Raw genomic sequence first — 16,892 nt, forward strand, 5'->3', positions numbered from 1 at the left:
ACGTTGTCCCGGACGCCCGGACATGGATGATTGCAGTGTATTCGCAGGGAGTACGCACCGGTTTTCACCAACCACCGGCTCTCTAAATTGCACAAAACCCGCTACTTCTCTGCAGTCCAGTAAATATCAATTTAGCAATATCATACAATTTAGTTCTTGTGAAGTCAACCGCGGAAAGAAGTGAACTGCTAAATTCTTTTCATGTATATCTGCCATATGATAACATGAGGAATCGCATAAAAGCGGTGTTTATTCGTTAACTCCCCTACTTATTTCTATGTTATAATGACCGGTGACAGGAGGTAGTCATGAAGAAGAACGACTTTTTAAATGATATTAAAAAAATGTTTTCCGTCGGTGATGGCGGTTCAGAGAAAGATAGGCTGAAGGGATCATCATTCAAAGAAAAACTAAATAATGCAACTGACCGTTTCAAACGGGCCGGTTCGCCGGCAAGAATAACATTCTTCACTGCTTATAATACTATATGGAATATTGTACTCTTCCTCCTCCTCTCCTTTACGCTGATCGGCATACTTGTCTTCAGCATTGGCCTCGGGTACTTCGCTGCCCTTGTCAATGATGAAGAGGTCGAACCCGCTGACGAAGTGAAAACAGCATTGACGGAGATGACAGAAAGTACAACGGTCGCCTTCGGTTCCGGTGAATCCCTCGGCACACTGAGAGCGGACCTGATACGTGAACGTGTGGAATATGATAATATCTCACCTTATGTCACTGATGCACTCATCGCTACAGAAGATGAGTACTTCTATGATCATAACGGCATCGTACCGAAAGCATTCCTCAGGGCGACACTTCAGCAGGTCGGCGGTTCCGAGTCGGGGACGGGAGGCAGTACGCTTACCCAGCAGCTGGTCAAAAATCAGCTGCTCACAAACGAAACCACATTCGACCGCAAGGCCACGGAACTGCTTCTCGCGTTCAGGGTCGAAAAACTACTTAGCAAGGAAGAAATTCTTGAAGCATACTTAAACGCTGTTTCCTTCGGACGTAATGCCAACGGCCAGAACATAGCGGGGATCCAGGCTGCGGCCGATGGGGTATTCGGCAAAGATGCAGCAGATCTCAACCTGGCGGAAAGTGCGTTCCTGGCAGGCATGCCGCAGAATCCTTATGCATATACACCATTTATCCAGGGTGGCGATGTTAAAAGCGAGGAGGCACTGCAGTCCGGTAAAAATCGTCAGTTGTTTGTACTGGAGCGGATGCTCACAGAAGGTTCAATCACCCAGGAGGAATATGACGAAGCAGTCGATTATGACATCTACAACAACCTGGCGGAAAATGTAAGAGTACCAAACCAGGATTATCCGTTCCTTACCGAAGAAGTGGAAAGACGCGGCATAGACATAATCAAATATCATATTGCCGAAGAAGAAGGTGTTTCAAGAGAAGACGTGGATTCAACGCCGCTCCTCAATCAGGAGTATACTCAAAAGGCGAATACGGCACTCCGCAATCAGGGGTACCATATTGAAACGACAATTGATAAAACCATCTATGATACGATGCAGAATGTAAAGAATAACTCCAACTATTATTACGGCAATAGAAGCATCCAGGAAGCCGAAGACGCTACGGAGGAAGAACAGCAGGAAAGCAACCAGGAGTTCGAACATGAAATCGGAGCTGTCCTGAAAGACAATGCATCAGGCAAGATATTAGGCTTTGTCGGTGGCAGAAATCATGAAAACTCTTCCGTGAACCATGCCACCCAGACTTCAAGAATGGCCGGTTCTACCATGAAACCGCTGATCACATACGGTCCCGCATTGGATAAAGGCATCATTGCACCGGACACTGTTCTTCTGGACAAATTCTTTACGATCCCATCAATCAATTACAGTCCGAGAAACTACGATGTGGATGAGGAATTCGGTCTTGTTTCAGCAAAACATGCACTGAGCAATTCCTATAACCTGAGCACCCTCAGGTTATGGTCGGATGTAAGTGGACATAACCCTCAGGAGTACTTCGACAAAATGGGTATGCCGCTTGCAGACACACTGTATGCGAGTGAGAATACCCTCATTCCTTCATTGCCACTCGGTGTCAACAACATGTCCGTTGAAGAGAACGTCAATGCATTCTCGACATTCGGCAATGATGGTAAAATGACCGACAGCTATATGATCGAATCCATCACAAGTCCCGAGGGTGAAGTCATCTATGAGCACGAGGGAAGCACTGAACAGGTTTTCAAGGAATCAACAGCCTATCTGATGTCAGATATGCTCCAGGAATCTTTCCAGACCGGATCTGCCTATCATATCGAGGATTTCTACAACAGATATGATGACCAATTCGACTGGGCTGCCAAAACCGGAACTTCCAATTCGTTCATCGACTCCTGGTTCATGGGCTACAACCCGAAAGTGACACTGGGACTCTGGATGGGATATGACAGGAACATTCCGCAGGTTGCCAATCAGGATGCCGAACAGTACATGCACATCTATAACTGGAGGGACATGGCAACGGCACTCAGTGAAGCTGCACCGGAAGAAATGGGCGCCAGCCAGAGCTTCAACCGCCCCAATTCCGTCCGTGAAGTGGAATATTGTGCACTGACGATGGAACAGGAGGACGACTGCAGCAGCAGCATGGATAAACCGATCGAAGGACTCATCGCAGAAGATACCAGACTTTCCAACAAGAGCAGCCTGAGTGATTCTGAAATCCAGCAGAGAATGGGCGCTGCCTTCGATTCCGGGCTGAGCAATTCAGATCTTAGGGGCACTGTTACAAACACCTACGACAACAGATACACTGTCGGCCGCTCTTCTGACGATGATGACGATGATGATGATGATGACGACGACGATGACAATGACGACAATGATGACGACAACTAGAAATATAAAAAGGTTAGCCGGAAAAATTCCGGCTAACCTTTTTTAATGACTTCTCTTAGAATAATCCTTTGGAATTACCATCCGCATCCACATCCATATGGACTGCAGAAGGTACTTTTGGAAGCCCCGGCATGGTCATGATATCCCCCGTCAGTGCCAGAACGAATCCTGCTCCATTTTTGGCGACGAGTTCCCTCACGGTAACCTTGAAGCCCGAAGGCCTGCCGAGCAGTGATGGATCGTCACTCAATGAATACTGTGTCTTTGCCATGCATACCGGAACGTTGGACCAGCCGTGGCTTTCGATTTCTGCAAGCTGTTTTTTGGCTTTATCCGTGAAAATGACTCCGTCTCCGCCGTATACTTCCGTTACGATCTTTTCAATTTTCTGATCGATCGGCAGGTCATTTTCATAAAGGTGTTTGAAATTCTGTTCCTGTCCAAGCACTTCCAGCACCTGTTCCGCAAGGTCGGTACCGCCGGCGCCGCCGTGTTCCCATACTTTGGTCAGAGAAACACGCACCCCCTGCTCTTTGCACCATCCAAGGACGAAATTCCTTTCTTCATCCGTGTCTGTAACGAAATCATTGAGAGCAACAACCGGCTCGACTCCGAATTTGCGTGCATTTTCCACATGCTTTTCAAGGTTTGCGATACCCGCTTTCAGAGCATTTACGTTGGGCTCACCAAGGTCGCTCTTAGCTACGCCGCCATTCATTTTAAGGGCACGGATTGTGGCCACAAGGACGATGGCGTCAGGTGCAAAGTTACCTTTTCTCGCTTTGATGTCCATGAATTTTTCTCCACCGAGGTCGGAGCCGAAGCCACATTCAGTAACAACGATATCTGCCAGTTTTCTGGCGGTGTTCGTTGCGATCAGCGAATTGCACCCATGGGCGATGTTAGCGAATGGACCTCCATGGATCAATGCCGGAGTCCCTTCCATTGTCTGCACAAGGTTCGGTTTTATCGCTTCTTTGAGAAGGAGTGCAAGCGCGCCTTCAACTTCAAGCTGGCCGACTGTCACCGGTTCTTTATCATATGTGTAGCCGATTATGATGTTAGCAATCTTTTTCTTGAGATCGATGAGGTCAGTTGCAAGACAGAGTACAGCCATGATCTCACTGGCCACTGTAATGTCGAACCCGTCTTCCCTCGGCACACCGCGTGTTACACCGCCGAGGCCGACGTTTATCTGACGCAACGCGCGGTCGTTCATATCCATGACACGTTTCCAGGATACACGACGCGGATCGATATTCAATTTGTTGCCGTGATGCAGATGATTGTCGATGAATGCGGCCAGTGCATTGTTGGCAGTCGTGATTGCATGTAGGTCACCGTTGAAATGGAGGTTGATTTCCTCCATAGGCAGAACCTGTGCGTGACCTCCTCCGGTAGCACCTCCTTTTATGCCCATGACCGGACCGAGTGCCGGTTCACGGAGTGCGACCATGACGTTCTTTTCAAGCTTATTGAATGCATCTGCCAACCCCACAGTACATGTTGATTTCCCCTCCCCTGCAGGTGTTGGGTTCATAGCGGAAACCAATACCACTTTGGATTTCGACTCATCGCCTTCCACCTTATGTATATCGACTTTCGCCTTATACTTGCCATACATTTCAAGTGCATCCTGTGGGATGCCCGCTTTATCAGCAATATCCTGAATCGGTCTGATTTCGGCTTTTGCTGCGATTTCCTGATCTGTCAGATGTGCCATAATTTCATCTCCTGTATATATAGATTGCCCGGCCAAGCGGACCCTTACCATCTATTATGCCATACTATTCAAAATATTGCCCCCGGTAAATTACCGGAGGCAGAAGTTTGGTTTTTATTCATCGTCCATGGAGGATAGATCTCCGGCCGGCAGTTCGAGCTCCCAGGCTTTCAATACACGTCTCATGATTTTACCGCTTCTCGTCTTAGGCAGTTTATCTTTGAATTCAATTTCCCTTGGAGCAGCATGGGCCGCAAGACCCTCTTTTACGAACACCCTGATCTCTTCTTTGAGTTCATCGGTCTGGTCGAATCCTTCACGTATTGCTATGAATGCTTTGACAATCTCGCCGCGTACTGGGTCCGGCTTACCGATGACACCAGCTTCCTGCACCGCCGGATGTTCAACCAGCTTGGACTCGATTTCAAATGGACCGACTCTCTCGCCCGCAGTCATGATGACGTCATCGACACGGCCCTGGAACCAGAAATAACCCTCCTCATCCATGTATGCAGAATCCCCTGACACATACCAGTCACCGATGAAATAGGATTCGTATTTGGCATCATTCTTCCAAATTTTACGCATCATCGCCGGCCATCCCTTTTTAAGGGCCAGGTTGCCCATGCGGTTGGGAGGCAGCTCATTACCTTCATCATCAATGATGGCGGCTTCCGTTCCCGGTAACGGTTTTCCCATCGAGCCTCCCTTGATGTCCATGGAAGGGAAATTGACAATCATATGGGCACCCGTTTCAGTCATCCACCAAGTATCATGTATTCTCAGATTGAAGACTTTCATGCCCCATTTGACAACTTCAGGATTCAAGGGCTCCCCTACTGAAAGTACATGCCTCAGGCTGGACAGGTCGTAATCTTTCACGATTTCATCCCCTGCCCCCATCAGCATACGGAATGCTGTCGGTGCACTGTACCAGATTGTGATATTAAGATCCTGGATTGCCCCGTACCATGCTTCCGGAGAAAATCTGCCACCAACGACAACATTCGTTGCTCCGTTCAGCCACGGGGCAAATATACCATAGGATGTACCTGTCACCCAGCCTGGATCGGCTGTGCACCAGTATACATCGTCCTCTTTCAGGTCCAGCACATATTTGCCGGAAATATAATGCTGCACCATCGCCTGCTGTACATGCAGCACACCTTTTGGCTGACCGGTTGAACCGCTCGTATAGTGAAGAATCATGCCGTCCTCTCTATCCAGCCATTCGATGTCGAATTCGTCTGAAGCGTTTTCAAAACTTTTGTCAAAGTCGAGATAGTCACCTTCCACACCATCACCGACAACTACCACTTTTTCAAGATTTGGAAGATCATCCATCGGAATACGCGGCAACAGCTCAGGTGTCGTAATAATGACTTTCGCATCACTGTTTTCAAGGCGGTCCCTTACAGCTTTTTCCATGAAGGCCTCAAACAGCGGACCGACGATGGCACCGACTTTCAAGGCACCAAGCAACGAAAAATAAAGCTCCGGGCTCCGGGCCATGAAGATGAATACTCTGTCGCCTTTCACAACCCCCGCTTCATCCTTCAGTACATTCGCCGCTTTATTGGATGCTTTCTTCAGTTCATCAAAAGTATAGGAGGAGTGTCTTTCTCCATTCTTGTAATGGAGCGCGACTTTATCAGCCAGTCCATTTTCAACATGCTTATCAATTGCTTCATAAGCCATGTTGTACTTACCTGTTTCATACCATGAAAAGTTTTTTTCAACTTCATTCCAGTCAAAATTTTTGACTGCTTCATCATAATCTTTCAGATTAGGATTTTGATCCGTCGCTTCATAAAGTTCTACTTTCATAAATATAACTCCCCTTTTGTATTTTTCTTTTACAATTATTATTATATAATACTGGTGACGGATTTTTCAAAATTTTTAAAACGGAAACTTCAGGAGGGCTTCTTTTGCGCCATATAAAGACGTATTATAAAGAAGATTACAAGGCACTGGATCAGTCGTTTGTCATCGAAGGTCCCGTCTCCCGACAATCTCTGGAAAATTATTCCTATGACGATGGACTTTATGCATTCCGACCGCCCAAAGAGCAGTTTGAAGCTATCAGGGAAATCTCAGACCTTGAGGAAGGCAGGATAATCATCGCCCGTGAAGGCAGCCATATTATCGGCTACGTTACATTCCTGCATCCCGACCCTATGGAAAGATGGTCTGACGGCAGACTGCCCTATATCATGGAACTCGGCGCTGTGGAAGTGAGTTTCGGCTATAGGGGATTCGGGCTCGGAAAGCGCATGCTGCAGCTTGCGATGCTTGATGACTATATGGAGAACTATATAACCATCACTACTGAATATTACTGGCATTGGGATTTGAAAAACAGCGGTCTTGATGTTTATGAATATAAAGATCTGATGATCAGACTGATGGCAGCGAGCGGCTTTGAAGTATTTCAGACAAATGATCCTGAAATTACGGGCCATCCTGCAAACACCCTCATGGCACGCAGAGGAAAGAACATCACAGACGATCAGATGATGGAATTCGATAAGATAAGATTCAAAAACAGATTTTTCTTTTAGGAGGATGTAAAAATGCTTGTTGAAAGGATAATGACTTCCCCGGTGTTTACTCTTACACCGGAGAACACCATCGAAGATGCGATGGATATGATGAGCCGGCATTCATTCCGGCACATCCCCATCGTTAATGAAGACGAAAAGCTGACGGGTATCATTTCTGATCGTGATATCAAACTCACCCTTCCATCGGTCCTTTCGGACGATGATCCTGAATTCAGTCTGAAAGTACCGGTATCACGTATAATGAGAAAACGGGTCACCTACTGTCATCCGCTCGATTTTGTCGAAGAAATAGCATTGGATTTCTATCATTATTCGATAGGTGCCATGCCCGTCATTTCCAGCAGCAGGATCGTGGGTATCGTCACTCAGAAGGACATGCTCAATACATTTTTGGAGATTACAGGCATTACGGAACCCGGTTCCATCATTGAAGTGAATGTAGAGGACAGGACGGGTGTCATATATGATATCGGCAAAGTCTTCAAAGAGCTCAATATCAGAATCATCAATGTATCGGTATACAGAAACAGGGAAATGAAGGGGTATAAGACGGTGGTACTCAGAATACAGGCAATGAATCCGGTCAAGGCAATAGAGAAACTGGAAGAGAAAGGATTCACAGTTGTGGATCCGATGCATTCGAACCAATGAAAAAACCTTTGTATGTATACGATGATTCATTGCTGAAATACCGTTTCAACTCCACTCACCCCTTTAATCAGATGAGACTAAAAATGACCACAGACCTGCTGCAGGCTGCAGGTTTTTTATCAGAAGAGCATATCATAAAACCGCGCGAAGCCACAGATGAAGAGCTTCTGCTCGTGCACAAAAAGGATTTCCTGGAAGCTGTCAGAGCAGCGGGGGACGGGGCTTTACCCGAAGAAAAAATGGAAAGCTATGGATTGAACACTGATGATACCCCCAGTTTCCAAGGGATGCATGAAAAGAGCAGAATGCTTGTCGGAGCGACGCTGACGGCAGTTGACGCTGTCATGGAAGGAAAGGCTGACAAGGCAGCCAGCCTTTCTGGAGGGCTGCATCATGGTTTCAGCGGCAGAGCAAGCGGTTTTTGCGTCTATAATGATTCCGCTGTCGCCATAGAGTATATGCGCAGAAACTATGGAAAACGTGTAATGTATGTCGATACAGACGCCCATCACGGAGACGGTGTCCAATGGATATTCTATGACTCCAGGGAAGTCATGACTTATTCCATCCATGAAACCGGCCGCTACCTCTTTCCGGGCACCGGCAGTCTAACTGAGCGCGGAGCTGGTGACGGCTTCGGGTTCTGTGTAAATCTTCCGGTGGATGCATTTACCGAGGATCAGTCATTCATGAGCATTTTCAAGGAAAGCCTGGAGGCGGCAATCATAAAATTCAAACCGGATGTCATTCTCAGCCAGAACGGTGTTGATGCACATTACAGGGATCCGATGACCCACCTCTCATTGACTTCCGCCTCTTTTGAAGAGATACCGAGGTTCGTCTGTGAAATGGCGGATAAGTATACTGAAGGCAAATGGATAGCTGTCGGAGGTGGCGGTTATAATATATGGCAGGTCGTGCCACGTATGTGGGCGCAGGTATGGCTGGCAATGACAGGAAAGGAACCGCCGCGCGGAAGGCTGCCACAAAAATACATGGATAAATACACCCCCAAATGTCCGGTTGATTTTCCATCAGAGTGGGCAGATGATACACATGACTACCAGGAGATTCCCAGACGCCGGGATATCACTGAAAAAAATGAAAGTTCACTAAACCGCGTGATACTTCACATAGAAAGTTAAAAGCAGCCGAATCCATCTGATCTGGCTGCTTTCGATACTATTTTGTTGTGGCACGGTATTCTATCTTGTAAGGCAGGATGACGTTCGCCTCATCCACCGTCTCTTCATTCATGTATTTGGTCAATAGTCTCATGCCAACGGCACCGATATCGTAGAGTGGAAGCGCTATGCTTGAAAGCGGTGGTCTCACCATATTTACGAGCCTTGTATTACTGCAGCTCAGCACCTGTATATCCTCCGGAATTCCAAGATCATGGTCCATGGCGCTGTGAAGTACGCCTATGGCTGTTTCATCACTCATGGTGATGACCACATCCGCCTTATGGGCGTTTATTTCTTCGAAAATATCCTTGCCGGACTGGTAATCGGAACCGGCATTAAGCATCAGACTGTCTTCCGCTGACTTGCCCGCATCCCGGTAGGCTGATTTGATCCCTTCCTCGATATGGTTTTCGAGCTGATCTGAATAGGATGCTTTCAGGAAGGCTATCCGCTCAGCACCTGTGTCCAGGAATTTTGTTGCTGCTTCTTTGATCGCTTCGAAGTAATCAATATTTACAGATGGGAGGTTCTTATCTTTTTCACTTGTACCGCAAATGACAACCGGCACATGGGAGTCTTTGATATCCGACAGAGTTTCTTCATTAAGCGCACCGCCAAGGAAGACCACTCCATCCACCTGTTTGCTGACCAGGCTCAGGAATGAATCCCTTTCCTTCTCCGGGTCGTTCTCCGTATTTGTGATGATCGTCTGATAATTATACATCTCGGCAATATCATCCAGACCTCTTGCAAGTGCCGCATAATAAAGGTTGGAGATGTCAGGGATGATTACACCCACCGTCGTGGTCTTCTTACTCGCCAGTCCGCGCGCAACCGCGTTGGGCCTGTAATTCAGACGTTCAATAACATCCTTCACTTTTTTACGGGTTTCTGGCTTGACATTCGGATTGCCGTTTAGAACCCTCGATACTGTCGCCATCGAGACTTTTGCTTCCCTGGCAACATCATAAATTGTAACAGTCATATTGCACCTCCGTGCTTTCACTCTTGAAAACGCTTTTTGTATAATGATAACATGAACGGTCGGATTTCGACACAATTATGGTAAATTTGTATAAAAATCATCAAACTCGGCAAAGGACATCTGCTGTTTACTGTCACTCAGGGCCACGTCGGGGTCAGGATGCACTTCAGCCATGATACCATCCGCTCCTGATGCAAGCGCGGCTTTTGCACATTCCGCCATAATTTCCTTACGCCCGGTGGAATGTGTGACATCCACCATGACGGGAAGATGGGTTGCCTGTTTCAAAAGAGGGACTGCAGAGATATCCAGAGTATTCCTGGTACTTTTTTCATACGTCCGAATCCCTCGTTCGCAAAGGATTACCCGGGGATTCCCTTCAGCAAGTATATATTCGGCAGCGTATAGAAATTCTTCCACTGTTGCACTCAACCCCCGTTTCAGAAGAACCGGTGTCTGAGATCTGCCGACAGCTTTCAGCAATTCGAAGTTGTGCATGTTCCTCGCACCTATCTGGAATATATCCAGATGCGGGCGGGCCAGTTCCACATGCACGGGGGCTGTAATCTCACTGATTACCGCAAGCCCGTATTCTTTCCTGATACGGGAGAGTATCCCAAGGCCTTCCTCACCGAGCCCCTGAAAATCATAGGGGGAAGTTCTGGGTTTGTATGCGCCTCCCCTGATGATGCCGAATCCCTTTTCCTTCAGCATGGCCGCAACTTCTGCAGTCAGTCTGTACGATTCCACCGCACATGGACCAAATATGTTTACCGTTTCCGCTCCCCCTATTTCACGACCGTTTACTTCTACAATAGTGTCTGACCTTTTAGACTCCCGTGAATAGAGCATCCGCCGTTCAGTATCATGTTCCCTCTCCTTCCCCGCTTCATTGAACAGCAACTGGGCCAGTTTTGCAACAAACTCTTCGGTTATCGCACCATCGTAATATGATGTGAGTTTTTTTATATAAGCCGCTTCGTCCACATCATCACGGGCAACTGCACCTTTTTGGATGCGGTCATCCAGAAGTTTCAACAACTCCAGGTCAATCTCAAACAGTTCATCTTCCCTGTTACCAGCCATACAAACACCTCATAAAAAATCTAACCACATGCGGACACATGTGGTTAGTAATATTCCTACCATCCTGTTTACTCATTTTTCTCTTCATACTTAGACATGTCGACTGTTCTCGCATCTTTAGTATAATTCTCGCTGACTTCTTCCTGGATGGCTTCTTTCTGGGCTCTCATATCGGATTCATCAATCGATTTCACACGGTTTTTCTCGTCCATTTCGCTCTTTTTGACGACAGCCTCATCCTTTTTGTCTTTGAGTTTGTCACGGAGTTCATTGGTCTTCTGCTCCGCCTTCTCTTTAAGTGAACTGTCAGACTCATCAGTGCCGAAATTCTTGGAGAGTTTGTTCGCCTGGTCTGTGATATCGTCCCTTAAGGCATCACCGGATTTTGGAGCAAGCAGAAGTCCTCCGATCGTTCCGACCACGAGCCCCAGGATCAGGCCGATTGAAAAGTCCCGCCCTGTGGACTGGTGCACCTGCTGCTCATATTCCTCTACTCCGTGAAGATGCCGATCTCTGTTATAAGTTTCCATTTTAAGACCTCCCATTACTTACGGTCATCAAGTCCTGCGTTCACACGATCCTCATCAAGGTTGTCACTGTCCGTAGAAGTTTCATTCACTGCCACAGGCAGTTTATCCGGATCCGTTTCTGAAGTCGTCGAGTACCTGGTGGAATAGGCACTGTTGCGCTTCTGCCTCATCTGCCACTTGTCCGCCACTTCCATTGCAACGTTGGACCATTGTACAACCTGTGAAATTTTATCTTCATTTTGTGAAATGTTGTGAGTGATGGAATTCGTCACCCTGTCCACAGAGGAATTCAGATTCGTCATTGAATTTCCGATTCCCTGTACTGCATCAACGACAGAATTCAGTTTTGCAGATTTTCCCTGTACATCTTCTGCAAGACGGTTCGTCTTATGCAGCAGGTCTGTTGATTCTCTTGTAATGCCCTGGATCTGTCCTTCCACACCATCGAGTGTTTTGGCTACATGATCCAGATTCTTTTTCACCGAAAACAATACTACTGCCAGCGCAATACATAAAATCAGAAATGCCACTGCAGCAATACCGGCGGCAATATATAAAACTATTTGCCAATCCATTGTAACGCCTCCATCTTCTTTCTTTATTTGTTATTCATTTTATAAAATAACCCGAAACACTGCTTTGTAAACATGTTTACAGTCAAATCATGAAAGCAGCTCGGTGAAACGTTTTTCATACTTTTGGATGTCACCGGCCCCCATGAATATGATGACAGCTTCCGCATGGATGTTCAGTCGCTCCAGGTCCATGTCGTCCAGAAGTTCTGCATCGGGTATCAGATTCACAAGGTCTCTGCTCGACAGTCTGCCTGACTCTTCTCTCGCAGAACCGAATATATCCACTATATATGATTTGTCAGATTCCGAGAGTGCCTCGGCGAAATCTGCAAGAAACGTTTCAGTTCTGGAAAAAGTGTGTGGCTGGAACACCGTCACTATTTCCCTGCCGCCGTATTTTTTACGGGCTGTCTCAAGTGTTGCACTAATTTCCCTCGGATGATGGGCGTAATCATCAACTATCACCATACCGTTCAGAAATGTCTCACTGAATCTGCGCTTGACCCCGCCGAAAGTCATGAATGCATCTTTGATATTCTCCATGTCAAGCCCCTCCAGATGACATACCGTAATGACGGCGAGCGAATTCAGTATGTGATGGTCACCGTGCATCGGTATGCTGAATCTGTCCAGTTTTTCCTGCCCGATGTAAACATCAAAATGTGTACCTTTGGAATTAGTTTCGATGTTCTCCGCTCTGACATCATTGTTCCCGCTGATGCCATAGAACCAGACCGGCACATCCAAATCCATATCCCGGACGTATTCGTCCCCGCCGTATGCTATGACACCTTTATTCGCCTGCTTGGCCATATCTGTGAAGGCATCCACGACGTCATCTATACTCCTGAAATAATCAGGATGATCAAAGTCTATATTAGTAATTATTGCGTAATCGGGATGGTAGCTTAGAAAATGACGCTTGTATTCACAGGATTCGAAAGCAAAGTAATCGCTGTTTTCAAGGCCGAATCCCGTACCATCACCGATCAGGAAAGTCGTCTCCACATCACCGTTCATGACATGGCTGAGAAGACCCGTTGTAGAAGTTTTTCCATGGGAGCCTGTTACGGCAATGGATGTATACCTGCTCATGAAATCGGCCAGGAAAATATGATATCTGATGACAGGATAGCCCGACTCAAATGCCTTTTTTATCTCCGGATGGTCGTCCTTGAAGGCATTGCCTGCGATATAGGTAAAACCGTCCACTACATTATTCTCGTCAAAATCCATTATTTCTATGCCTTTGTCCCTCAGCTGGTGTTCAGTAAAGACTTCACTCCCAATATCAGAACCCCTGACTTCATGTCCGAGATCATGAAGCACCTGGGCAAGTGCACTCATCCCTGCACCCTTTATCCCTATAAAATGATATTTTTCCACGAGTTCACCAATCTTTCTTAAAATGAGCTCATCCTCCGATATGCTTCAGATGGGAGAAGACTCTTTGTTTTGAATCATGAGGCAGCACGGCACCATTCACACGGAGTGCTTTGTTCGATGTAGGAATCTGGATCAGCATATCATTGCCGTCCGTCAGCGTCTCACTGCCCTCAATGATATTGGACTTTTCATCTCTGAATGAAATCCGGGTCTGCATCATCTGCAGCCATTCAAAACGGATATTGACGTCCGTTCTGGTGTGTTTCATGATCAGATGAATACCCAGCGGTTTACCTTTTTTCAGAACCTGTACAATTGTCTTGACAGCATCCGGATTGTTGCTTTCAAAGAGTTCTGAAAGATCATCGATGACAACTGCAATCACACTTTTACGCGCTTCATAGCTGACCCTTTGATTAAAGCTGTTCAGATTCCTGACATGAGCCCTTCTGAACTGATTATGCCTGTCATTAAGTTCCTTGAGCAGGCCGCTCAGTACATCCGGGTCCATTACCGATTTTTGAGGCTGGAACAGATGTGGCACATTTTTATAATCTTCATAATGCGGTTTGTCTGATGCAATCAGAATTCTGAATTCATTCGGGTTATGGTTCATCATCAGTGAAATGAGTATATTATCGATCGCATTCGAAGAATCAATTTCGTTATTTCCATAAACCAGTGTATGGCCCGCTTTTTGAAGTTCATAGCTGAAAATCTTATCATCAACAGTCTTTCCGACTACAAATTTGAAATCATTCTTGCGCAGTTTGAGGCTGCTCGAGGAAAACACTTTGCTGAAAGGGATATGAATCGGGTCCTTCAGCGGGAATTCAATTCCTATATTACTCGTGCCTATGATTGGAGCAATGACTCTGAAGCTGTCAAATGGCAGATTCGGCCCTAGATGTTCCCTGAGCCGGGCGATATTGCTCAGTCTGAATGTACGGTCCAGCTTGATTCCGAAACGGCCAATTATGCCATTTGTCTTATAGTCAAATATTTCCGCCGGAATGCCGATGGCTTCGAATGCTCCGACCACCTGCCCGGCAAGCGCTCCATCCGCTTCACCGTAATCATCCGTCTGATCACTGCCGAGCATATGTATCGAAGGCATCGTGTACTTCGGCCCCTGCCGCTTAGTTTCAATCTTACGGTTATTCAGCCGTTTTTTCTTATCATATGGTGTCATTATGACATTGTAAGGAGAAGCCGTTCCCAGGTTTGCTTTCTTCTCAGAAGTTTCTTGTACAGGCAGAGCCTCTTCATTTTCAGCCGATTCCTGCTCATGCCCGATCGGCGCAGGCTGTTTCCCCTTCAGATTATATGGGTCATCATAGCGTGCCTTTTCGCGCGCTTCACGCTGTCTGCGTTCCTCAAGGCGTTTCTTTTCCTTCTTGGCTCTCAGCAGCCTTTCACGCTTCAGCCCCTCTATGATTGGAGATGTATACCCCTGTTGCCTGACACCTCCGTCCTCTTTATCGGCTTCAATATAGGAAAGTTCCTTTTTGGAAAGCTCCTCCTTTTTTGTGCCGTGGATTGCCGAAATCAGAGGTGAGGCGCCGGGCAGCGGTTTCTGTCTGATGGGACCACTGGCGCCGTTTTCATCAGGTTCTTCATGTTTCTTTGTACCATGGACTGCTGAGGGAATGTCCCTTGCTTTTGTAATTCTGAAACTGGAATCCTTCTTCTCCTGCTTTTTCGTCTCCTCAAAGAGAGTCCTTCTCTGTTCCTTTCTGATGAATGAATCTGAACCATTGCCATCATTCATAGTTTCACTCTGATGTGATTCCCCATCTTTCTTTTCATCATCAAGTTCCAAAGGGAACCGGAAACGCTCTCTGTAGCTTTTTTCATCTTCGGCTTCTCTGTTGAACTGCCTTCTCCTTCTCGATCTATCCATATGAACCACCTTTACTTAACTTCAAACGGCTGAGCCACTTCATAACTGTCGTCCAGGATATAGATTCCCTTTACGCCGTCATCTTCAAGATTCAATTCTTTTCTTGAACAAATCATGCCTGTTGATTCCACACCGCGCAGTGTGGAAGGTTTTATATACAGACCGTCCGGCATTACTGCACCCACCTTGGCCACTACGACACGCTGTCCTGCATCAACATTCGGGGCACCGCATACAATCTGGAGCACTTCATCCCCGACGTCCACTTTTGTCACGTTCAGCTTGTCGGCATCCGGATGCTCAGTCTTCTCCAGCACTTTCCCCACTACAAATTTCGGTGATGTATCAAAGTCCATCCTATCCAAGCCGTATTCTTCAAGAACTTTGTTGATCTCTCCGGCAATATGCTCTGTGGGTTCAATATTAACCCCTTCATGCATGCTGATTTTCTTAGAAGCTTTGAAGATATTCAGGCCGATGGTCTCCATACCCTCCTTTATGACAGTCAGGTCTTCATGAAATTCATAGGAAGGTGATTCCGCTTTTCTGATTGTCACAAGCAGTACATCCCCCACATGTTCATTATTGTATGTCAGTTTCATCATCATTACCTCTTTTATTATAATTCCTCTGTTTTCCCAGTATGAACACTGGTTCGAGCTTTTTCTCCCGATAGGAGAAAGACAGGGAGGTGATCGGTGTAAGCCCTTCGGCAAAGTACTGCATCATCATCTGTGCCATGATATCGTAACCGACATTATTTTTGACGTCTGCAATGATCAGTACATCCTGGTGGGGTAATCCCACCATCATTTCGCCCTCACATTTTTCATGCATTTCATCAAGGAACTCTCCGTTCAGGATACGGGATGCATCGTAACCGTCGTTATGGTTGACGAAATAAAAATCATTCTCCTGCAGCGTATCCCTGCTCATTTCGATTTTCAGCTTCCTCAGGTTGTTATCTGCAAGTGTACGTATATCCTCCTGCCTCATGCCGAGGGATGAGGCAAGCTCTTCATCGATCAGCCGATAGCTTTTCCTGAAATCTATGGCGTAGTATATATCGGTTTCATTCGTGTGACTGTCTTTTATGAAATCCACACCGTTCTTCGTCTTATCGGGAAAACTCGTTGAACGGACCACAGGGTAGATCACTGCCTGTTCGGGATCGATTTTCTCTTCCTTCATACGTTCAAGCGTTTCATCTATATAGTATACAATTTCATCAGCAAAATTGCTGTCTTTCTTAAATTTATCCATCGCTTTGGATAACGAAACATCGATTCCCTTTTTATTATCTTTACGCTCGACTCTGAGCATCTCTTTTTCCCGGTCGAATGAGGTATTGAAATCACTGCGTTTCTCAGCCAGTTTTTCAATCACTTTATCTTTCAGCTGGAAAATATTCATTGAATTG

14 protein-coding genes are annotated in these 16,892 nt (G+C 46.4%); 4 read left to right on the forward strand and 10 right to left on the reverse strand.

Annotation, left to right across the window (positions count from 1 at the left end):
• Positions 1–308: 308 nt before the first annotated feature.
• Positions 309–2,879, forward strand: a complete 2,571-nt coding sequence (locus tag C792_RS0109050) for a transglycosylase domain-containing protein (RefSeq protein WP_017549154.1) — start codon at positions 309–311, stop codon at positions 2,877–2,879.
• A 55-nt stretch (positions 2,880–2,934) separates the two neighbouring features.
• On the opposite strand, the gene C792_RS0109055 is transcribed toward C792_RS0109050, so the two are convergent.
• Together C792_RS0109055 and acsA are read right to left on the reverse strand one after the other, a co-directional pair.
• A complete protein-coding gene (locus tag C792_RS0109055; RefSeq protein WP_017549155.1) occupies positions 2,935–4,602 on the reverse strand; it encodes a formate--tetrahydrofolate ligase in 1,668 nt (555 codons plus the stop codon).
• 114 nt (positions 4,603–4,716) lie between these two features.
• Positions 4,717–6,429, reverse strand: a complete 1,713-nt coding sequence (acsA, locus tag C792_RS0109060; protein ID WP_017549156.1) for an acetate--CoA ligase — start codon at positions 6,427–6,429, stop codon at positions 4,717–4,719.
• Between the two features lie 104 nt (positions 6,430–6,533).
• On the opposite strand from acsA, the gene C792_RS0109065 reads away from it, so the two are divergent.
• The 3 genes from C792_RS0109065 to C792_RS0109075 are packed head-to-tail and all read left to right on the forward strand — an operon-like array spanning position 6,534 to position 8,965.
• On the forward strand, positions 6,534–7,166 hold the full coding sequence (locus C792_RS0109065; RefSeq protein ID WP_017549157.1) for a GNAT family N-acetyltransferase: 633 nt from the start codon (positions 6,534–6,536) through the stop codon (positions 7,164–7,166).
• Positions 7,167–7,178: 12 nt separating this feature from the next.
• The gene (locus tag C792_RS0109070) at positions 7,179–7,820 is read left to right on the forward strand and encodes a CBS and ACT domain-containing protein (protein WP_017549158.1); all 642 of its coding nucleotides are present in this window, start codon (positions 7,179–7,181) and stop codon (positions 7,818–7,820) included.
• Complete coding sequence (locus C792_RS0109075) at positions 7,817–8,965, forward strand: acetoin utilization protein AcuC (RefSeq protein WP_026090306.1); 1,149 nt, start codon at positions 7,817–7,819, stop codon at positions 8,963–8,965. Before C792_RS0109070 ends, C792_RS0109075 begins: the two co-directional genes overlap by 4 nt.
• 37 nt (positions 8,966–9,002) lie before the next feature.
• Here the strand turns inward: C792_RS0109075 and ccpA are convergent, their stop codons facing one another.
• The 8 genes from ccpA to C792_RS0109115 all read right to left on the reverse strand — a co-directional run bounded on the left by ccpA (position 9,003) and on the right by C792_RS0109115 (position 16,885).
• Positions 9,003–9,992 (reverse strand): catabolite control protein A, encoded by a 990-nt coding sequence (gene ccpA / locus C792_RS0109080; RefSeq protein ID WP_017549160.1) that lies wholly within the window; start codon positions 9,990–9,992, stop codon positions 9,003–9,005.
• A gap of 75 nt (positions 9,993–10,067) precedes the next feature.
• The gene (locus tag C792_RS0109085) at positions 10,068–11,078 is read right to left on the reverse strand and encodes a bifunctional 3-deoxy-7-phosphoheptulonate synthase/chorismate mutase (RefSeq protein ID WP_017549161.1); all 1,011 of its coding nucleotides are present in this window, start codon (positions 11,076–11,078) and stop codon (positions 10,068–10,070) included.
• A 68-nt stretch (positions 11,079–11,146) separates the two neighbouring features.
• Entirely contained in the window at positions 11,147–11,608 is a 462-nt protein-coding gene (locus C792_RS0109090; RefSeq protein WP_017549162.1) for a YtxH domain-containing protein, read from the reverse strand.
• Between the two features lie 14 nt (positions 11,609–11,622).
• Positions 11,623–12,183, reverse strand: a complete 561-nt coding sequence (locus tag C792_RS0109095) for a DUF948 domain-containing protein (protein WP_017549163.1) — start codon at positions 12,181–12,183, stop codon at positions 11,623–11,625.
• A gap of 87 nt (positions 12,184–12,270) precedes the next feature.
• Entirely contained in the window at positions 12,271–13,569 is a 1,299-nt protein-coding gene (gene murC / locus C792_RS0109100) for a UDP-N-acetylmuramate--L-alanine ligase (RefSeq protein WP_017549164.1), read from the reverse strand.
• Between the two features lie 28 nt (positions 13,570–13,597).
• Complete coding sequence (locus tag C792_RS0109105) at positions 13,598–15,472, reverse strand: DNA translocase FtsK (protein ID WP_017549165.1); 1,875 nt, start codon at positions 15,470–15,472, stop codon at positions 13,598–13,600.
• An 11-nt stretch (positions 15,473–15,483) separates the two neighbouring features.
• Positions 15,484–16,074: a YtpR family tRNA-binding protein gene (ytpR, locus tag C792_RS0109110; RefSeq protein WP_017549166.1), complete on the reverse strand. Its 591-nt coding sequence runs from the start codon at positions 16,072–16,074 to the stop codon at positions 15,484–15,486.
• On the reverse strand, positions 16,055–16,885 hold the full coding sequence (locus C792_RS0109115; protein WP_017549167.1) for a DUF1444 family protein: 831 nt from the start codon (positions 16,883–16,885) through the stop codon (positions 16,055–16,057). The genes ytpR and C792_RS0109115 overlap by 20 nt, the downstream gene beginning before the upstream one ends.
• Positions 16,886–16,892 lie beyond the last annotated feature (7 nt).

Origin of the sequence: Salinicoccus carnicancri Crm, from assembly GCF_000330705.1 — a bacterium.
Lineage (GTDB): Bacteria > Bacillota > Bacilli > Staphylococcales > Salinicoccaceae > Salinicoccus > Salinicoccus carnicancri.